This is a genomic window from Candidatus Dadabacteria bacterium (genome assembly GCA_026705445.1).
Lineage (GTDB): Bacteria > Desulfobacterota_D > UBA1144 > Nemesobacterales > Nemesobacteraceae > Nemesobacter.
The window spans coordinates 108,564-126,206 of the sequence record JAPPAR010000019.1 but is presented as its reverse complement, the minus strand read 5'-3'; the positions used below and the strand labels follow the sequence as shown (position 1 = coordinate 126,206).

Below are 17,643 nucleotides of genomic sequence, written 5' to 3'. Positions count from 1 at the left end.
GTAAAAAAATGAGCAGCACAGCAGAACACGCCGAAGGCCACGCGCACGGACACGGACTCGGAGAGACCGTAACCCACAACGCGGCAAAATTCGGGATGTGGCTTTTTCTCGGAACGGAAATTCTTCTTTTCGGGGGACTCTTCGCGGCGTACGCGCTTTTCAGGGCCAAGTACCCAGATCTTTTCTACGAATCGCACAAGAAGCTGGACATCACTCTGGGCGCCATAAACACCATAGTGCTAATCTTCAGCAGTTTCACGATGGCTCTTGCGGTGTCGGCCTCTCAGAAAAGAAACAGGAAATGGCTGATAATACTGCTTTCCGTAACTTTCATATGCGGGGCGGCTTTCGGGGTAAACAAATACTTTGAGTACGGTGCGAAGTTCCATCACGGCATATTTCCCGATACGAACATATTCTTCGCCCTTTACTTCATGATGACCGGACTTCACATGCTCCACGTGTTTTTGGGAATGGGCATAATTCTCGCCCTGATAATAATGGCCAGACAGGGAAGATTCAAGGAAGGAAACAGATATACCCCGGTTGAAGTCGGGGGGCTTTACTGGCATCTGGTTGACCTTATCTGGATATATCTGTTCCCGCTACTGTATCTAATCGGATAGACGGAGAAAGAAAATGAGCACACACGATCACACTGAGGAACATCACACGGGTCTTCGAGAATACGCTGCTGTATGTCTTACGCTGTTTGTCCTGACGGCAGTTACTGTCTACGTAGCGAAGTTTGATTTCGGCGACTTCAATATCGTCATAGCAATGCTAGTAGCGTCTGTAAAAGCAGCGATCGTCGCCCTTTACTTCATGCATCTTAAGTTTGAAGACAAGCTCACGTGGATATACGCCCTGTATCCCCTTTTCCTGCTTTTCCTTCTCATCGGTTTCACCATAATGGAAACCTTCACAAGGGTACCGGTAATAAAGTAGCAGTAAGAAAACAGGCATGCTTGCGAAAACTGCTCTAGGTCTTCTGTTCGTGCTTCTTATATGGGGAAATGCGGTATCGGGGCTCGAGGCCGGACTCGCCTGTCCCGACTGGCCGCTTTGCCACGGGGAAGTGATTCCGCCTTTCAGGTGGGACATCTATCTTGAGTTCTCCCACCGCGTAATAGGCGGAATAACATCCATAGTGCTTTTCATTCTCTGCTACAGAAGATTCCGCGCGTACAGAAAAAATTACAGAGCACTTCCGTTGCTCGTAGTGCTGCTTCTTCTGTTTCAGATTGTGCTTGGAGGAATAGTGGTTCTCACCAGACTTCCCGTGGACCTGACTACTATTCATTTCACAAACGCCATCATAATCTTCTCAATTACCCTTTACATGGTGTATTTCGACGGCGTCATCAAAAAGCCTGATTTCCGTTTCTCGGGCCCGGCCGGACTCTTCTTCGCGCTTTTTCTGCTTGTATTCATCCAGGCTTCCCTAGGAGCTTACGTAAGGCACCTCGGAGCGGGACTTGCATGCCCTGATTTCCCCACGTGTCTAGGCTACTGGATTCCGCCCGAGCTCTCGGGCAAGGTGCTAGCGCACTTTACGCACAGGGGGGTCGCTTACCTGCTCACGGTGGTATTTATCTTCGTGCTTATTCTCTCAAGAAAATCCGAAAGGCTAAGGGAAGCGCGGAAAAACATGTCTTGGGCAGTCGCCCTGCTTTTTCTTCAGATCGGGCTTGGAATTGTGGTAGTAACCTCAAAGCTTCTGTTTTACGTCACCGCCGTTCATCTCGCAATAGGTCTTCTGATACTCTCCCTCTGCCTTCTCACCTGGTTCGGGTATATAAGTAAAGACACTGTCGCCGAAAAAACTTCCTAGCAATGAGCGAAACGCAGAAAAAATCCGTGGGTACCATGGCGGTTTCCGCCGTTATTCTCTCCAAGCCCGGAATAATAATGAGCGTGGCGTTTACGGGCCTTGCGGGAATGGTGGTGGCAAACCGGGCATTTCCCTCGGCACAGACGGTTTTTCTATGCGTCGTCTCTCTTCTTCTAAGCGCCGGCGGAGCGGCAATTCTGAATAACCTGCTTGATAAGAAAATCGATAAGCAGATGACCCGCCTTAACAAAAGGGTTGAGGCCCTGAGAGTTCTCGGAGACCGGAATGCTTGGATAATCTCGATACTCATGATGGCCGTGGCTCTCTTCATCTCGCTTTCTTATTTCAATTACGTAAACGCGGCACTTATTCTCCTCGCGATTATAAGCTACACACTCATTTACACCCTTTTCCTCAAAAGAACCTCCCCTTTCGGTACAGTGCTCGGGGGAGTGCCCGGCGCTCTTCCCGTGCTTATAGGCTACACAGCCGTAAACCCCGTTCTGCAGCTCGACGCAATGATAATATTCATATTCATGATGCTCTGGCAGCCTCCCCACTTCTGGGTGCTCGCGCAGAAATACAGGAAGGATTATGAAAAAGCCGGGATAAACGTTCTTCCCGTCGCCCTGGGCACAAAGTACACCAACATTCTGATACTTATCTATTCCCTATCCTTAATACCCCTGACCTTCATACTCTGGCTCACGGGAACAAACACCGTCTATTTCGCGGCTTTCGCGGCGATATCCGGAATATACTTTAACTATCTGGTGGTAAGAAGTGTTTTCGCCAACCGCGGCTACGGAAAGGCTTTCTCGGCGTCAATCATCTACATGCTTCTTATAATGCTGGGGATAGTGGTTGACATACTGGTTAAGTCGCTCTCCCCGGTGGAGAGGGTTATCGGAAATCTCATGTAGCAACCGAGGGCAGGAGCTCTCTTAGTTCCTCAAGCGGCCGTGACAGGGTAAGAATCGCCTCTTTCCAGAAATCCTTGCTTGTTATATCGTCCCCGATTGATCTTTTCACCGCCCCTTCCGCATCGTCAGAACCGGTGAGAGAGAGAAACTCTTCGTAAACCGGAATGAACTCTTCCCCATGCTGCCTGAATTTCTCGAAGAGCGCCCTGCTCAGCAGGTAACCGAAAGTGTAGGGGAAATTATAGAAACTGACGCCCGTTATGTAAAAATGAAGCTTTGAAGCCCAGAAAAACGGGTCGCATTCCAAAAGCACGTCTCCGAAAATTTCTTTCTGGGTCCCGGTCATAAGCTCCTTAAGCTCGCTCACGGTCAGTTCTCCCGCGCTACGCCGTTCGTAGAGCTTTCTTTCGAACTCATACCGAACGGGGATGTCCAGAAGATATATGGCCCCGTGGTTTACTTCCGCGTCCCTCACAAGCACCTTGTCCTCAACGCTAGTTGAGGGATCCCTCAGCAGTCCCTCAGCAAGCAGCATTTCCCCGAAAGTTGAAGCGGTTTCGGCAAGCGTCATGGGGTAGAACTGTGCATAGGGACGAAGTTCCCTCATCACGTGAGAATGAAAGGCATGGCCCGCCTCGTGAGCAAGGGTGAGTATGTCGCCTACCCCGCCGTTATAAGTCATGAATATCCTTGACTCCCCGGTGAGAAGAGAACCCGTGCAGAATCCCCCGGGTCTTTTTCCTTCCCTTACTTCCCAGTCTATCCACTCGCTGCGGCATATATGGTCAAAAACCCCGCCGAGGCGGCCGTAGGCGGCCGAGAAGGAATCGGAAACCATGGATTTCGCACCGCTCCAGTCAACCCCGCCCGTTTTGCCAAGATTCATTGGGGCCCCTAGGTCGTACCACGATATCCCGTCGAGCCCCAGCGTCTCGGCCTTGAGTCTAAGGATGTTCCTTGGAAGTTCGACCGTCTCCCGTATTGCCTCCATCATGGAATCCAGAGTCTGTCTCGATATCGCCGCGTCAAAGAGCGCTACGTCGAGGAAATGATCGATTTCCCTGTGCCTGTAGAGCGTGTGCCTAGTTCCCGATATGGCGTTTATGGCACCGGCGGCCACGTCTTCAAAATTCCCCCAGGCCTCGTTGCCCCCGGAAAAAGCGGCTTTTCTTATCTCCCTGTCGGGACTTTCCATAAGCGATCTTCTCTGGGACATGGGAAGCCTTTTCTTCGTCCCGCCGGGGTAAGCCATCTCGAACGTCATCTTTGAGGATACGGTATCGTAGATCCGCCCCCAGGCGCTTATCCCGTTGACTCCGAGCTCCGAGGCCAGAATTTCCTTCGGAGCGGACATTATGAACCGGGAATTTCGCCAAACGCGCCTAACGTAATAGGAAGCCGACTCGATATCCGGGAAAGAGACAAACTCGGAAAGCAGACCTTCGTTGACATCGCGAAGAGCTCTTTGCAGCTGAACCTCAAGCTTCTCGAGATCCGAACCGAGAAGGGAAATCGCCGCTTCCTCGCGCAGATAATCCTCCCTGTTGGAATCCGAAGCGCTAAGACATCCCACGTAGGAACGTATATGGGAATATCGGCTTATTAGCCTCTCTGTTTCCAGGAAAACATCTTTCCAGAACGCAAGGTTCTCTCCGCAAAGAGGTTCAGAAGCCGAGGCCTTCTCGTCGAGACTCTTTATGCCTCCGGAGAGATTCTCTTTGAACTCTTTATATTCAACTCCCTGAAATTCAGGGAAATAAGAAGTAAGGTCCCAGTTCATATCGATATTTCGCGCTACATCAAAAGCGGCAGGGTTTTGGATGCAGTCGCTCCTTAAGAGCAGAAATAATACAATAGAATTCCCTAATTGGAAAAAACCGGGCTCCTGCCGAGGGCACTTTTGAGCCCGCCGTGTTAATCTCCGCGAAAAGGAACATTTGACATTGCCACAGGCGTATATATTTTAACCCCCTGAACAATGAAAAAAGCTTACCTAGCGCTTGAAGGCGGAAAAGTATTTGAAGGCACAAGCTTCGGAGCCCAGGGAGAGGCGGGCGGCGAAGTTGTTTTCAATACATCCTTAACGGGTTACCAAGAAATACTCACGGATCCTTCCTATAACGGTCAGATAATCGTAATGACCTACCCCGAAATAGGCAACTACGGAATCAACCCCGAGGATTTCGAATCAGAAAAACCTCACTTAAGCGGTTTCGTCGTAAAGGAATACTGGGATCACCCGAGCAACTGGAGATCAAAAGAGAGTCTCGACAGTTTTCTTTCAAGACATGGAATACCCGGCATACAGGGAATCGATACCAGAGAACTTACGAGGATCATACGAATCGGTGGAGCGATAAAGGGAATTATATCAACCGTAGAGACAAGCCCTGAGGCTCTTGCCGAGAAAGTCGACTCCTCGCCGGGAATAGTTGGACGCGACCTAGTAACGGAAGTAAGCTGCGCGCAGCCTTACGCATGGGACGAGGGAACGGGAAAGTGGCGCCACAACAGGGACAAAAGCTCTGAACCCTCCAGAAAATTCAAAGTCGCCGTCTACGACTTCGGAATAAAGAGAAATATACTCAGGGAGCTTCACGATCTTGGATGTGAAACAACGGTTTTTCCGTCGAAAACGGACTCCAAGGACATACTGGCTATCGACCCCGACGGGATTTTTCTCTCAAACGGACCCGGGGACCCGGCCGCGGTTAAATACGCCTCGAAGAATGTAAAAAAACTTATCGGGAAAAAACCCATTTTCGGGATCTGCCTAGGGCACCAAATCTTGGGTCTTGCTCTTGGAGGAAAAACCTTCAAGCTAAAATTCGGACATCGCGGAGGAAACCAGCCGGTCAAGAATCTTGTGACCGGAAAAGTGGAGATAACTTCGCAGAATCACGGCTTTGCCGTGGATCCCGATTCGCTTAAAAGCAATGTTGCTGTCTCACACATAAATCTGAATGATCAGACCGTCGAGGGACTGAAACACAAAGACTATCCACTCTCATGCGTCCAGTATCACCCCGAAGCCTCGCCCGGGCCGCACGACTCTTCCTATCTTTTCAGAAACTTCATCGAGATGATGGAAGATTTTTCAGCGTAAGCACTCAGGTTGCGTAGTCGTTCAGGAACGACAGATACCCAGCATTCCAAGATTCAATAGACCTATTGAAATTCACAATATGCTGGTCCACAGAACCGTTCATCTAGCTTTTGTTCCCTACGTACTACCCCATTTCTTCTCTTTCCAGGTGTTTCTCAAGAAATTCTATTGTCCGCAACGTAAGTTCCGCTTTCTCATCAAGTCCTTCAAGTCTTTCCTCTTTCATTTTTGCGTTGAGTAACTTGTACAGGTGGGCATATATATCCGAAGGGGTCTTTAGCTTCTGTTCCTGCATATTCTCTTCCTCCCTAGAGCAATATGAGTTTAACCGACCGGATGCTCCCATTACACGCGTCACTTCGATTAAAACTAATCATCGCAAAAACGGTATCGGTTCACGTGTCCATTTAGGGGCATGCGGTCAATTTATCCGCACACCTCTTTTTTAAGCAACCCTACATACTTGTCGGCAAGCCTTGTAGGTTCGGGAATCCTAAGACCGCGCGAGCACTCAAGGGCAACCACAATAGTGGTATAGAGGTCGGTTCTGTTCCCAATAGACACGAAAACCGGTTTAACGCCGTCTCTGGTTCTCAAAGCTGCGCCAATGACCTCACGGTTCTTGCCTCTTATTAACTCTCTTTCACCCTTCTTAGGACCCGGTTCGCTGAAAGTCCCGTAAAGACATTTCTTTGCGACACCTATCGCCGGAATATCGAGCAGAACTCCGACATGACAGGCAAGTCCGAAGCCTCTTGGATGAGCAAGTCCGTGTCCGTCTACCATAATCATGTCACAGTGCTCACGAAGCTTGTCGAAAGTCCTTATGACGCAAGGCGCCTCCCTGAAACCCAGAAGTCCGGGAACATAGGGGAATACTTCATCCGAGACAGTCCATACCCTCTCGATCTCCTCCAGCTCGGGGTAGGAAAAAAGAATCATCCCGCAGACAAGCTTCTTCTCCTTAACGCAGATAGCAATATCGGTGCCGGCAATGGTGTGAATAGGCTTCGGGTTAGGGGTTTTTACAACCCTTCGGGAAAGCTCGTTTTGAATACGAAAAGCTTCTCCTACAGGAGCAGGTTTAGCGGAATACAGCACCCCAAGATCTTTTACCAAGTCGTTACTAGAACTCATAGCAACAGAATATAAGCGGAAGTCTCCTTTATCCTTTACATAAAAGATATTACCTGCCCATTTACTGTAAATAGCATTCTGATTCGACTAAAATATCTGAAGAGATGTTCGGTGATAATTTCAAAAAACGTAGAATACGCACTCATGAAGTCGAGATAAACACCGTTTATGGAGGAGAAGGAAAACCCCTTCTTCTCCTCCATGGCTACCCGCAGACGCACGTTATGTGGCATGCAGTAGCACGTAAGCTCGCCTCGAACTTTCTGGTCGTGTGCCCCGATCTCCGAGGATATGGAGACAGCTCTAAACCTGCCGGGGAAAAAGATCACTCAAACTATTCAAAAAGAGCCATGGCAGCGGATATGGTCTCGGTGATGGAAACTCTAGGTTTTAGTGAATTCTACGCCGCGGGACACGACAGGGGAGGCAGGGTGCTTCACCGCATGTGTCTTGATCACCCTGAAAAAGTCCTAAAGGCCTGCGTCATGGATATAGCCCCTACCCACTATATGTTCAAGACCGCGGACAAGCACTTCTCCACGGGTTACTATCACTGGTTTTTCCTTATCCAGCCCGACGGACTTCCGGAGAAAATGATAGGGGCTGATCCGGAGTACTACCTTCTTGAAAAACTCAGACGCTGGAGCGCCCCCGGTGCGAAATTTCATCCCGAGGCAGTAAAAGAGTACGTGCGCTGTTTCAGTGACCCGCGGGCAATCCACGCGAGTTGCGAAGACTACAGGGCCGCGGCTTCTATAGATATTGTTCACGACGAAGAAGATATGGATGCCAAGATAACGTGTCCGCTTCTTGCCCTTTGGGGTGGAAAGGGGTTCATTCACAGAACCTACGACGTGCTTGACGTATGGAGGAAAAAAGCGCTCAGCGTTTCGGGAAAACCGCTTGACTGCGGCCACTTTGTCCCGGAGGAAAAACCCCGGGAGATCTCTGCGGAACTGAAGTCATTTTTCGGATAACGGAATCTCCCGGAGCATTCCAATTTCCGTCCTCTTCGCTCTATCCGACACCTGCACCTTCTCTACCGGAGTCCTTCGCTCCTTCCCCGCGACGACGCTTCGCCGATTCATCTGCCTGCTTGTATCGGTAACCACGTTTACCGGTGTTACGCCTTATCTCCCGACTGATCGTAGAGGGATTGCGTCTGAGGGTTTTGGCAATCTTTCGCAGTGTGCAGTCTTCTTGCAAATAGTGGTGGATCAGGAACCTTTCTTTTGGGGTCAAGTGCTTATATGACATCAGGTAACCTCCTTAGTGTTCTAACTTCAGAGATTATCCTTGTTGCTTGGCCCCTTCAAATTGAGGTGTATCCCTCATAAGGACTCAAACCCTGATTTTAGGGATGGTGCACTTCATAGTTCAAGGGGCGAAAGTAAATAATCCCCCAAAATCTTTATTGACGTATGTACCGGCATGCGGTACATTGCTTCATGGTTCGAAGTTTTCGCCATCGAGGCCTCAAGCGGCTGTACGAGCGTGGTGACGCGAGCCGAGTGCGCGCGGATCAGGCGGAACGCATCGCACTTGCGTTGGCAGATCTTGACGATGCACGTACACCCTCGGACCTCGATTTGCCCGGTTACCGTCTTCACCCGTTGAAAGGTGCTCTAAAGGGATTCTGGAGCATCTCGATTTCCGGTAACTGGCGGGTCATATTCCGCTTTGACGATGGCGATGTCTACGACGTTGACTTGGTTGACTACCACTAGGAGGAAACAGTAATATGGCGATGAACAGTCCGCCGCATCCCGGCCGTAGCATTAGGGAAAACTGCTTGGTCCCACTTGGGTTGAAGGTTACCGAAGCGGCAAAAATTTTAGGCGTTGCTCGTCACACGCTTTCGCGCGTATTGAACGGCCATGCGGCAATTTCACCGGAAATGGCTATCAGACTGGAGAAGGCTGGTTGGTCCAATGCCGAGTTCTGGCTACGTCGCCAGACCACCTACGATCTGGCGCAAGCACGCAAAGGCGAAAACCGAATCAACGTCGAGCGCTACCGGTCACAGCAGACGGAGCAGGAATGAAGTTTAAATAAACTGCATGCTCGATACGCATACGTTCAGCTACATCATGCGCCATCGCACTTTATCGATTGTCGAAACCTTGGACGAGAGAACGCAGGCGGGACGTGTTTTACCGCATTTCAGTGATCACTTATCAAGAACTGCGCTTTGGGGCAGAACGGCGTGGTTCTGCAGGTCCGTCCAGTCATACTAATTGATATAGAAGGTATCGCCAGTTCTCCGTTCAAATGCGTCCTTTATAATTCCCCCGCTTTGTATAAAGTATCACCATGTTGAAAATGCTTTTCGTAATGGACCCGATCGAATCCATTAACATAAACAAGGACACCACCTTCGTTATAATGCTTGAATGTCAGGCCAGGGGACATGATATCCGCTACTGCGAACTCAAAGATCTTTTCGTCAGGGACTCGAGGGCATGGGCGGATTCAACGGAACTTCGCCTTGAGAGAAAAAGCGATTACTACTCCAAGGGCTCAACTGAGACTTCCCCGCTTGACTACTTCGACGTTGTATGGATGAGGAAAGATCCTCCTTTCAACATGGACTATGTCTACTCAACCTACATACTAAGCAGGGTTGACGAGTCCGCAACTCACGTGATCAACCATCCGGCTGGAATAAGGGAGTCTAACGAGAAAATGTATAGCCTTAATTTCGCCGACTACATCCCCCCTACCCTGGTTTCAAAAGACATCGAAAAGCTAAAGGGTTTTCTTTACGAAACCGGTAACGAAATTGTGGTAAAACCGCTTGACGGTTACGGCGGGGAGGGGATTTTTCTCGTAAGAGCCGATGACCCTAACCTCAACGTTATACTCGAGAACATAACCGACTTCGGGCGTACCTACGTGATGGCCCAGAAATTCATAAAAGAGGTTTCGCAAGGAGACAAAAGGGTTATAATTCTAAATGGCCAGCCCATAGGAGCCGTGATGAGGGTAGCCGCAAAGGGAGAATTCAGAAGCAATTTCCACTCCGGAGGACATCCCGAGAAAACCACTCTTACGGAAAGGGACCTAGAAATATGCGACGGCCTCAGACAGAAACTCTTAGAGGACCGGCTCTATCTGGTCGGAATCGACATAGTCGGAGGGTATCTGACCGAAGTCAACACCACGAGCCCTACATGCGTTCAGGAAATAAATTTTTTCAGCGGGGTAAAGCTTGAATCGCAGATAGTCGATTTTGCGGAGAGTATTATCCGCGGGGCTCCGGAGAGCCCTTAGAAAATTCCTGAGCGGGAAGCTAACGCAGGACTCTAACAATGAAAATATCCAAAGAAGATGTGCTTAACACGGCAGAGCTTGCAAGGCTCGAGTTTGATGACAAGACGCTTTCGAAGTTCACCCGTCAGCTCGGGGACATCCTCATCCATATAGATGAGCTTGCCGAGCTTGACACGAAAAACGTGGAGCCCACATCGCATGTGCTTGAACTCTCAACTCCTTTCCGGAAAGACGAGGTGAATCAGCTAATAACGGCTGAAGACGCCCTTAGCAACGCACCCAGCAAAGAAAACGATTTCTTCACGGTTCCAAAAGTCATAGAGGACCAGAGCTAACCCAATGTCCATTCCAAGAACCATAAAAGAGGCAGCAGCGTTAATAGAAAAAAGAGAGGCATCCCCAGTGGAACTCGCCGAACTTTTTCTCGAGCGCATATCCTCCGAGGACGCAAAAATAAACTCTTACATCACCGTCTGGAAAGAAGCGGCCTTGGAGGCCGCCAGAAAAGCGGAAAAACAGATATCCGAAGGAAACTATCTGGGTCCTCTCCATGGAGTCCCAATAGCGCTTAAGGACATTTTCGTGACAAAGGACTCACGGACCACCTGCGGGTCAAAAATGCTGCGGGATTTCGTCGCCCCTTATAATTCCACCGTGGCCGAAGAACTCATGGCAAGCGGTTCCGTAGTGCTCGGGAAAAACAACATGGACGAGTTCGCCATGGGATCTTCAAACGAAACATCTTACTTCGGACCGGTAAAAAATCCCTGGGACACCGACAGGGTTCCGGGAGGATCAAGCGGAGGCAGTGCCGCTGCCACGGCCGCAAATCTGTGCATCGCGTCGGTCGGAACAGACACCGGGGGTTCCATAAGACAGCCCGGTTCCCTCTGCGGAGTAGTGGGAATGAAGCCCACCTACGGAAGGGTAAGCCGCTACGGCATAATCGCATTCGCTTCCTCCCTCGATCAGGCGGGACCGCTTGCGAAAACCGTTGAGGACGCTGCCATAATCCTCTCTTCCATAGCGGGCCATGACCCGATGGACTCAACATCCGTAAACCTTCCGACCGCTGATTACGCAAGCGCGCTCAGTACGGATATAAAGGGGCTGCGGATAGGCATACCGAAGGAATACTTCATCTCTGGGATGGACCCCGAAGTGGAAAAATCCGTCCGTAAAGCTATCGCCGAACTTGAAACCCTAGGAGCGGAAATTGTGGAGATTTCGCTTCCTCACTCCCGCTACGCGGTTTCGACCTACTATATAATAGCCCCCTCGGAAGCAAGTTCGAACCTCGCAAGATACGACGGAGTGAGATACACATACCGCTGCGAAAATGCGGAGACCCTGAGGGACCTGTTTTTCAGGAGCCGCTCGGAAGGATTCGGGGACGAAGTGAAAAGAAGAATAATGCTTGGAACCTACGCCCTATCCACGGGCTACCATGAAGCTTATTACCTGAAAGCCCAGCAGGCAAGAACCCTTATAATAAGGGATTTTAACAGCGCCTGGGAAAAAGTTGACGTCATAGCAAGCGCCACTTCCCCTGAAACCGCCTTCAGAATAGGCGAAAAAGCAGACGATCCCCTTAAAATGTACTTATCCGACATACTTACCATTCCCTGCAACATAGCAGGACTCCCCGGAATATCAGTCCCCTGCGGATTCAGTTCAGAAAAGCTTCCGATAGGGCTTCAGATAATGGGAAAGCCGTTTGACGAGCAGACAGTGCTCAATGTCGCGTACGCTTACGAGCAAAGCACGAAGTGGTACGAAAAAGAAGTGTCCCCTCTTGGATAATCGCAACCCGGGATACACCTCGGCCCAAAAACATGTTATTATCGAAAGTATGAAGCTTTTTTTCCCGATACAGGAGGACGGGTTATGAGCAAAGAAAAAAGTGTACCGTATGTGGCAAGCCTTCTCCCGATTTCATATGCGAGTCATGCAAGTCGAATATTCAGGCTGAGGCCGTGGGCAAGAAATCAAAGATGGAAAAGCAGGTGAAGGTCGGCGGTTCAATAGCCGATAAGCGTTCAAAAGAACAGTAATCCTATTCTTCCCAGATTTCGAGGGCGATCCTGTATACGCTGTTCCTTGACGTCCCAGAGGATTCGCAGATCGTGCGTACTGCATCACTGAGAGCGGTCCCGTTCTCTTTCATTGTGCGAAGCGTCCTTTGCACTTCTTCCGTTGAGATTTCCTTATCCTCTCCCCGGCTACCCTCTAAAACAATTGTCACTTCCCCCTTAATCGATTCTTTCTTTGAAAGAGTCGATGTCACCTCCGAAACTGATCCCCGTATTACCTCTTCGTAAAGTTTTGTCATTTCTCTGGCAATGCAGATATTCCTGTCGCCGAGAATTTCCAGCATAAGACTCAAGGTGCGTGAAAGTCTTCTGGCGGACTCGTAAAAAACCATGGTGTATGGGTAGGATTTTACCTCCTTTAGAAGCTCTTTCTTCTTGCCTATGGTCTTCGGAAAAAAACCGAGAAAAAGAAAACTGTCTGTGGGAAGCCCCGAAACAACAAGCGCGGAGAGGACAGCCGAAGGACCGGGTATGGGTACTACTTCTATATTGTTTTCAATTGAGAGATTTACAAGCCTCCACCCGGGGTCGGAAACTGAAGGAGTTCCGGCATCAGAAACCAGTGCCACATCTTTGCCGTCTTTGAGTCTTTCAAGCAGCTTGGGCGATTTTTCAACTTCATTATGTTCATGATAACTCGTGAGAGGGGTTTCGATCCCGTACCGGGTAAGGAGTTTTTTTGTGTTTCTCGTATCCTCGCACGCTATAACGTCGCAATCCTTAAGAACGGTTACAGCCCGCAAAGTTATGTCTTCAAGATTTCCTATCGGGGTAGAGACTACGAAGAGCTTTCCAAACATACTGTTATTCGGCAAATATCCGGGCATTAAAAAACGTGCTATATGTGCGCCCTACTCCCCAAGATAAGAAGACCTGTTTCCCACAGATTGCCGCGGAGGGCGAGGGATTCGAACCCCCAAGTCCTTTCGGACGCCGGTTTTCAAGACCGGTGCAATAGCCGTTCTGCCAGCCCTCCGACAAAGGTCAGATTATACAGATAAACCAGACGCACTTCACTGATCTTTCACTGTAACAGTTATTTTCTCTGAAAGCACGGGAGGTTTATGAGGTATGTGCAAATAATTACCCAGCAGCAAACGCAGTGTATGCTTCCCGGGAGCAAGGGTTATCTCCGTTTCCGTCTGTCCGCCTCCGAAGTGCCTTACGTTCTCGCTGAAGGCAAGAGGTTTTTCCATGTCCGGCAGATTTTCAAGATCAACTAACAGATGATGATGCCCGGTATTTGGAACCTTGACCCCGGCCGGAGCGACCCCCATGTTCACAAGCCCAAATCTCACGGTGAAGGTCTTGCTGACAACTTCTCCGTCTTTCGGAGAAATGATGTACACCTTGGCGCCCGGAGGAGATTCGGAAAAATACTCTTCCGCAAAAGCTATATTCCATGACATGGCCACGGCTATGAAAAGCAAGGAAAATGTCCTGATTATTATCATCTTGGAACCCTTAATCATGAAAACGATTGCTTATCTAAAGTACATGTTTTTTTCAGAATCTCCACTTCACTGGAATGTCCGAAAAGGTGGAGAAAGACTGATCGGAGTCAAAGAAACAGAACCAATTCCAAGAGATATTGGGACAGAACTCTGAGCGGCGCGTTATGATGGGCCTAACCCGGGACCATAAGATTTCTAATTCCAGAGATCAACTACCACTCTTCCAACCTGGCCGCCCTTAAGTATAACGTCTATTTCAGGGTCAAGATCTTCGAGGGAGACTGTTCTGCAGATCCGCTCAAGAATATCGATCTTCCACTCGCCGGATATCTTTTCCCATACAAGCCGCCTTCTTCCCATCGGGCAGCTTGCAGAATCTATGCCCGCAAGCGTAACTCCCCTCAATATGAATGGATAGACATTCGTGTTGAGTTCATGGGAAGCCACATTGCCGCACGTAGTCACAACTCCTCTTTGTCTCGTGGACTTAATAGCGGTGGCAAGTATCTCTCCGCCCACGGTATCAACCACCCCGGCCCACTGCCCCTTAAGCAGCAGCCTGCCCGAAGGGTCAGTTAAATCCTCTCTCCCGATTACTTCCTCTGCTCCCAAGTCCTCCAGAAACTGTTTCTGCCCCGCTTTTCCCGTCGAAGCCGTCACGCTGTAACCGGCTTTTCCGAGAATAGCGACGGCCATGCTGCCTACCCCTCCCGTCGCCCCGGTTACGAGAATCTTTCCATCTTCAGGGCTTACTCCGCCCTCCACGATTCTTAACACTGACTGTGCCGCCGTAAAACCCGCGGTCCCGTACATCATCGACTCTTTTAGATCAAGACCCGCAGGCAGGTTAACCACCCAATCAGCCGGAACCCTCACGTATTGTCCAAATCCTCCGGAGGTATCCATTCCCAAGTCGTAGCCATGCACTATAACCTTGTCTCCAGATTCAAACTCTGCACTTTCTGAACGCTCGACTACACCGGCGGCGTCAACGCCGGGCGTATGGGGATAATTCCTGGTAACGCCCCTGTTTCCTATGGCTGAGAGAGCATCCTTGTAGTTGAGAGATGAATATTTTACGTTTAGGAGCACCTCCCCGTCCAGGAGACTGTCTAGTTTTCTGGTCGTGATTTCCCTCGTGAATTTTTCATCTTCATCCCTGCTTACAACCATCGCCTTGAAATCATCAGAACTCATTTAAAACCTCCTTCAGTTACGGTTTTCATCTCCGCAGAGATCCTTAAGCGCAAGTAAAAGCGCCTGCGTTCCGAGCCTCCCGTGCCCAAGCTCGCTCGCCCTTTCATAAAGGGATTTAACAAGAGCAAGCCCCGGAAGATCAATCCCCATCCGTTGCGATTCCCCGAGAGCAATCTCCATGTCTTTTATAAAATGTTCAACGAAAAAGCCCGGGTCGAAATCCCTGTCCATTATTCTGGGACCGAGGTTGTTCAGAAGCCAGCTCGAGGCCGCGCCGCTCCCCACGGAGCGAAGCATGGTACGGGGGTCCAGCCCTGCCTTCTGACAATAGACCAAGTTCTCGCAGATTCCTATCATTACCCCAGCTACGGTGATCTGGTTGCACATCTTCGCATGCTGACCCGAACCCGCTTTTCCTTGGTGCACGATGTTTTTTCCTAGGAGCCCCAGAAGCGGTTTCACCGAATCAAAAACTTCCTCATCTCCTCCAACCATTATTGAAAGCTCTCCCTTCACGGCTCCTACGTCTCCCCCGGAAACCGGAGAGTCCAAAGAAGAGCAGCCGAACCCAAGCGCCTTTTCGTATATCTCTATTGCAAGGGTCGGTTCGGTCGTGGTCATGTCAACGAAGATGCGGCCGGGCTCGGGCTCAATCAGAAGGCCATCGCGACCGAAATACACCTCTCTTACGTCATCCGGGTAACCGACAATGGTAAAGATAACGTCGGCTTGGCGGACGACCTCAGCGGGAGAGTCACACCAAGTGGCGCCTTCACTCAGCAGTTCTCCCGCCTTTTCCTTTGTTCTGTTGAAAACAAAAACGCGGTACCCGGCACGAACGAGATGTCCGCACATGGGCGCACCCATGATCCCCGTTCCTATCCACCCTATCGAACTTTGCTCGGAACTTATTTCATTCATTTGCGCTGGGAACTATTGCGATGCGACGCTTTGCCGCTTAAGCATGGGAAGATATTTCCCGCCAAGGAGTATATGACCCTCGCTTGAACCGGCAAGAAGCCTTTGCACGAGATATTCTCTGTCAGGCCCGAGAACGTTAACCCCGTGGTCTGACTCGACAAGGCACAGAAGCTTTATGTCGCTGCCATTTTGGGTTGCGGTCTCGTAAACCGCAGAATAGTTGAGAAGAGCAGCTTCCACGGTACCGCAGGGAAGAGATGGATTCCGGGCTCCGGCGTGGTGTTCACTTCCCCGGAACCAGCATGGGTCAGGGTAGCCGTGGAAATGCAGAATCGACATTTCCTTCTCAATCAGAGAAGGGGCGTAAAGAGCGGAAGAGAGTGCCTGAGAGAGTATAACGTAAGTATCAAAAGACGGCCTTATATCTCTTCTCCCCAAGTCGACTCCTCTGGGTATCTGAAGATGAAGCTTTCCCTTCAAAAGGCCAATTCTGACTATATCCGAATCCGGATTCAAGTTTGTCTTATCGCATCCTGACCTTGAAGTGACAATCCATATGTCCGGAACCTGCTGATACACCGTCTCATCAGCGAGAAGGGTTCTAACATACCATCTGTCGTTCGAAGCCGCTCTTACCTCGTCGGGATTGTAATTCGGAATCTCCTGCAGGGAATTCCACATATTCTCATCGATATATTTATCCCCATCGTATCCAGGAGGCTCGGCAAGCGCTATGAAACCGTACGAAACCCCGGTTCTCCCGTCAAGTATTTTGTTCGCCACATCCCTGTGCGACAGGCGCTTTATCGCATCTATAAACTTCGACCCCGCAGGAAAAAGATCGGTGCTTTTGAGGTCAGCACCCAAGGTAGACAGCTTCTTGGCGTATTCAAATTCCTGCGGGTCGTACTCGCTTACGGAAAAACGCGTCAGAACAGGTGGCTTTATAGGAGCGTATATCTTCGGAATAAGCGAATAGAGCACGAAATCATCAAGCTGATCATGGGCGTATATGGAATCGGAGAGATTCATGTTTATTATCGCGAAATTCCTGCGCGAAACACCTATAACGATCTCCGACATGTTGTTTATCAGGTTTTTCAGGCCCAAGGAAATTTTTCTTTCATAGGTCGTATCCTCATTCTCAAACTCCGGGTCAAGGGACATTATCGTGATAACCTGGGTGTTATAGGGATCCTGGAGATAGCCAACGGTGAAATCGTCCGCCCATCCGCTTATCTTCAGTATGCTGCTGACCGAAAGGCTGTCCTTCCTGACAATCCTGTAGATGTTCTCGGCTACCTTGCTCAGAAGCCACCTGAGCGGGGAAAGTTTCTTTTTAACATCTATTACGGCGTTTACCTTCCTCCTAACAGACTTAAGTCCCATGAGCTTGGAAAACATTCCGTAAGATGCGTCCTCGGTGGTTGCGTCTTCCCAGGAAATTACGTTTGCCCCGTTGCTCAGAAGCGAGTTTCTGAGCCTTTCCCTGTAAGCGCTTATCCCGGTGTCCGGGTAATTTTTCGGAAGCGGCTTGAAGGTTACGATAACCCGCTCCGACATCTCAGTCGGATTTTTAGGGTTAACCAGGTTCTTTATCTTCGGCATTCCGGAAAGCGCCGCTATGGTCCGCAGATCTAAATCCGCAATTCCTTGACTTTCATTCATAAAAAAGACAACCTCACACAACCCGCATCAGGAAACA

The 17,643-nt window shown here is 49.8% G+C and carries 19 protein-coding genes and 1 tRNA gene; 11 read left to right on the top strand and 9 right to left on the bottom strand.

The features are described from left to right. Positions 1-8 precede the first annotated feature (8 nt). From OXG75_04420 to cyoE, 4 genes are read left to right on the top strand one after another with little or no spacing between them, the layout of a single operon-like run. Positions 9-626, top strand: coding sequence for a cytochrome c oxidase subunit 3 family protein (locus tag OXG75_04420; GenBank protein MCY3625228.1), 618 nt, complete (start codon positions 9-11; stop codon positions 624-626). A gap of 13 nt (positions 627-639) precedes the next feature. Beyond that, the gene (locus tag OXG75_04415; GenBank protein ID MCY3625227.1) at positions 640-948 is read left to right on the top strand and encodes a cytochrome C oxidase subunit IV family protein; all 309 of its coding nucleotides are present in this window, start codon (positions 640-642) and stop codon (positions 946-948) included. Positions 949-964: 16 nt separating this feature from the next. Next, entirely contained in the window at positions 965-1,834 is an 870-nt protein-coding gene (locus OXG75_04410; protein ID MCY3625226.1) for a COX15/CtaA family protein, read from the top strand. Positions 1,835-1,836: 2 nt separating this feature from the next. After that, positions 1,837-2,757, top strand: coding sequence for a heme o synthase (gene cyoE / locus OXG75_04405; GenBank protein ID MCY3625225.1), 921 nt, complete (start codon positions 1,837-1,839; stop codon positions 2,755-2,757). On the opposite strand, the gene OXG75_04400 is transcribed toward cyoE, so the two are convergent. Then, positions 2,750-4,537 carry a M3 family oligoendopeptidase gene (locus OXG75_04400; protein ID MCY3625224.1) on the bottom strand — a complete coding sequence of 596 codons (1,788 nt, stop codon included), beginning with the start codon at positions 4,535-4,537 and terminating at the stop codon, positions 2,750-2,752. The two genes, cyoE and OXG75_04400, sit on opposite strands and share 8 nt — an antisense overlap. Before the next feature lie 198 nt (positions 4,538-4,735). Here OXG75_04400 and carA point away from each other — a divergent pair, with 198 nt between their 5' ends. After that, positions 4,736-5,863, top strand: a complete 1,128-nt coding sequence (gene carA / locus OXG75_04395; protein ID MCY3625223.1) for a glutamine-hydrolyzing carbamoyl-phosphate synthase small subunit — start codon at positions 4,736-4,738, stop codon at positions 5,861-5,863. Between the two features lie 124 nt (positions 5,864-5,987). On the opposite strand, the gene OXG75_04390 is transcribed toward carA, so the two are convergent. Then, positions 5,988-6,158, bottom strand: coding sequence for a hypothetical protein (locus OXG75_04390; protein MCY3625222.1), 171 nt, complete (start codon positions 6,156-6,158; stop codon positions 5,988-5,990). Positions 6,159-6,289: 131 nt separating this feature from the next. Then, entirely contained in the window at positions 6,290-7,000 is a 711-nt protein-coding gene (locus OXG75_04385) for an endonuclease V (protein MCY3625221.1), read from the bottom strand. Positions 7,001-7,104: 104 nt separating this feature from the next. Here OXG75_04385 and OXG75_04380 point away from each other — a divergent pair, with 104 nt between their 5' ends. From OXG75_04380 to gatA, 6 genes are all read left to right on the top strand, one after another. Further along, on the top strand, positions 7,105-7,977 hold the full coding sequence (locus OXG75_04380; protein ID MCY3625220.1) for an alpha/beta hydrolase: 873 nt from the start codon (positions 7,105-7,107) through the stop codon (positions 7,975-7,977). 471 nt (positions 7,978-8,448) lie between these two features. Beyond that, positions 8,449-8,727, top strand: coding sequence for a type II toxin-antitoxin system RelE/ParE family toxin (locus tag OXG75_04375; GenBank protein MCY3625219.1), 279 nt, complete (start codon positions 8,449-8,451; stop codon positions 8,725-8,727). Between the two features lie 14 nt (positions 8,728-8,741). Continuing rightward, the gene (locus tag OXG75_04370; GenBank protein MCY3625218.1) at positions 8,742-9,044 is read left to right on the top strand and encodes a HigA family addiction module antitoxin; all 303 of its coding nucleotides are present in this window, start codon (positions 8,742-8,744) and stop codon (positions 9,042-9,044) included. Positions 9,045-9,313: 269 nt separating this feature from the next. Continuing rightward, positions 9,314-10,273, top strand: coding sequence for a glutathione synthase (gshB, locus tag OXG75_04365; GenBank protein ID MCY3625217.1), 960 nt, complete (start codon positions 9,314-9,316; stop codon positions 10,271-10,273). Between the two features lie 38 nt (positions 10,274-10,311). Next, the gene (gatC, locus tag OXG75_04360; GenBank protein MCY3625216.1) at positions 10,312-10,608 is read left to right on the top strand and encodes an Asp-tRNA(Asn)/Glu-tRNA(Gln) amidotransferase subunit GatC; all 297 of its coding nucleotides are present in this window, start codon (positions 10,312-10,314) and stop codon (positions 10,606-10,608) included. 4 nt (positions 10,609-10,612) lie between these two features. After that, positions 10,613-12,076, top strand: coding sequence for an Asp-tRNA(Asn)/Glu-tRNA(Gln) amidotransferase subunit GatA (gene gatA / locus OXG75_04355; protein MCY3625215.1), 1,464 nt, complete (start codon positions 10,613-10,615; stop codon positions 12,074-12,076). 253 nt (positions 12,077-12,329) lie between these two features. On the opposite strand, the gene rsmI is transcribed toward gatA, so the two are convergent. The 6 genes from rsmI to OXG75_04325 form a co-directional block, all read right to left on the bottom strand. Then, the gene (gene rsmI / locus OXG75_04350) at positions 12,330-13,166 is read right to left on the bottom strand and encodes a 16S rRNA (cytidine(1402)-2'-O)-methyltransferase (protein MCY3625214.1); all 837 of its coding nucleotides are present in this window, start codon (positions 13,164-13,166) and stop codon (positions 12,330-12,332) included. Positions 13,167-13,259: 93 nt separating this feature from the next. After that, positions 13,260-13,342, bottom strand: a tRNA-Ser gene (locus tag OXG75_04345). Positions 13,343-13,379: 37 nt separating this feature from the next. Next, positions 13,380-13,775, bottom strand: coding sequence for a DUF4399 domain-containing protein (locus OXG75_04340; GenBank protein ID MCY3625213.1), 396 nt, complete (start codon positions 13,773-13,775; stop codon positions 13,380-13,382). Between the two features lie 240 nt (positions 13,776-14,015). Then, positions 14,016-15,017, bottom strand: a complete 1,002-nt coding sequence (locus OXG75_04335; GenBank protein MCY3625212.1) for a YhdH/YhfP family quinone oxidoreductase — start codon at positions 15,015-15,017, stop codon at positions 14,016-14,018. A gap of 12 nt (positions 15,018-15,029) precedes the next feature. Further along, positions 15,030-15,938: an NAD(P)-dependent oxidoreductase gene (locus tag OXG75_04330; GenBank protein ID MCY3625211.1), complete on the bottom strand. Its 909-nt coding sequence runs from the start codon at positions 15,936-15,938 to the stop codon at positions 15,030-15,032. 12 nt (positions 15,939-15,950) lie between these two features. Beyond that, positions 15,951-17,606, bottom strand: a complete 1,656-nt coding sequence (locus OXG75_04325; GenBank protein MCY3625210.1) for a non-ribosomal peptide synthase — start codon at positions 17,604-17,606, stop codon at positions 15,951-15,953. Between the last annotated feature and the right edge of the window lie 37 nt (positions 17,607-17,643).

What these genes read in the sequence shown, in the direction of transcription:
- OXG75_04340 (MCY3625213.1), bottom strand. Translation starts at nt 13,775, where the DNA reads ATGTCATGGAATATAGCTTTTGCGGAAGAGTATTTTTCCGAATCTCCT.
- OXG75_04375 (MCY3625219.1), top strand. Translation starts at nt 8,449, where the DNA reads ATGGTTCGAAGTTTTCGCCATCGAGGCCTCAAGCGGCTGTACGAGCGT.
- OXG75_04370 (MCY3625218.1), top strand. Translation starts at nt 8,742, where the DNA reads ATGGCGATGAACAGTCCGCCGCATCCCGGCCGTAGCATTAGGGAAAAC.
- OXG75_04420 (MCY3625228.1), top strand. Translation starts at nt 9, where the DNA reads ATGAGCAGCACAGCAGAACACGCCGAAGGCCACGCGCACGGACACGGA.
- OXG75_04330 (MCY3625211.1), bottom strand. Translation starts at nt 15,938, where the DNA reads ATGAATGAAATAAGTTCCGAGCAAAGTTCGATAGGGTGGATAGGAACG.
- rsmI (MCY3625214.1), bottom strand. Translation starts at nt 13,166, where the DNA reads ATGTTTGGAAAGCTCTTCGTAGTCTCTACCCCGATAGGAAATCTTGAA.
- OXG75_04335 (MCY3625212.1), bottom strand. Translation starts at nt 15,017, where the DNA reads ATGAGTTCTGATGATTTCAAGGCGATGGTTGTAAGCAGGGATGAAGAT.
- gshB (MCY3625217.1), top strand. Translation starts at nt 9,314, where the DNA reads ATGTTGAAAATGCTTTTCGTAATGGACCCGATCGAATCCATTAACATA.
- OXG75_04415 (MCY3625227.1), top strand. Translation starts at nt 640, where the DNA reads ATGAGCACACACGATCACACTGAGGAACATCACACGGGTCTTCGAGAA.
- OXG75_04390 (MCY3625222.1), bottom strand. Translation starts at nt 6,158, where the DNA reads ATGCAGGAACAGAAGCTAAAGACCCCTTCGGATATATATGCCCACCTG.
- cyoE (MCY3625225.1), top strand. Translation starts at nt 1,837, where the DNA reads ATGAGCGAAACGCAGAAAAAATCCGTGGGTACCATGGCGGTTTCCGCC.
- carA (MCY3625223.1), top strand. Translation starts at nt 4,736, where the DNA reads ATGAAAAAAGCTTACCTAGCGCTTGAAGGCGGAAAAGTATTTGAAGGC.
- gatA (MCY3625215.1), top strand. Translation starts at nt 10,613, where the DNA reads ATGTCCATTCCAAGAACCATAAAAGAGGCAGCAGCGTTAATAGAAAAA.
- OXG75_04400 (MCY3625224.1), bottom strand. Translation starts at nt 4,537, where the DNA reads ATGAACTGGGACCTTACTTCTTATTTCCCTGAATTTCAGGGAGTTGAA.
- OXG75_04380 (MCY3625220.1), top strand. Translation starts at nt 7,105, where the DNA reads ATGTTCGGTGATAATTTCAAAAAACGTAGAATACGCACTCATGAAGTC.
- OXG75_04410 (MCY3625226.1), top strand. Translation starts at nt 965, where the DNA reads ATGCTTGCGAAAACTGCTCTAGGTCTTCTGTTCGTGCTTCTTATATGG.
- OXG75_04385 (MCY3625221.1), bottom strand. Translation starts at nt 7,000, where the DNA reads ATGAGTTCTAGTAACGACTTGGTAAAAGATCTTGGGGTGCTGTATTCC.
- gatC (MCY3625216.1), top strand. Translation starts at nt 10,312, where the DNA reads ATGAAAATATCCAAAGAAGATGTGCTTAACACGGCAGAGCTTGCAAGG.
- OXG75_04325 (MCY3625210.1), bottom strand. Translation starts at nt 17,606, where the DNA reads ATGAATGAAAGTCAAGGAATTGCGGATTTAGATCTGCGGACCATAGCG.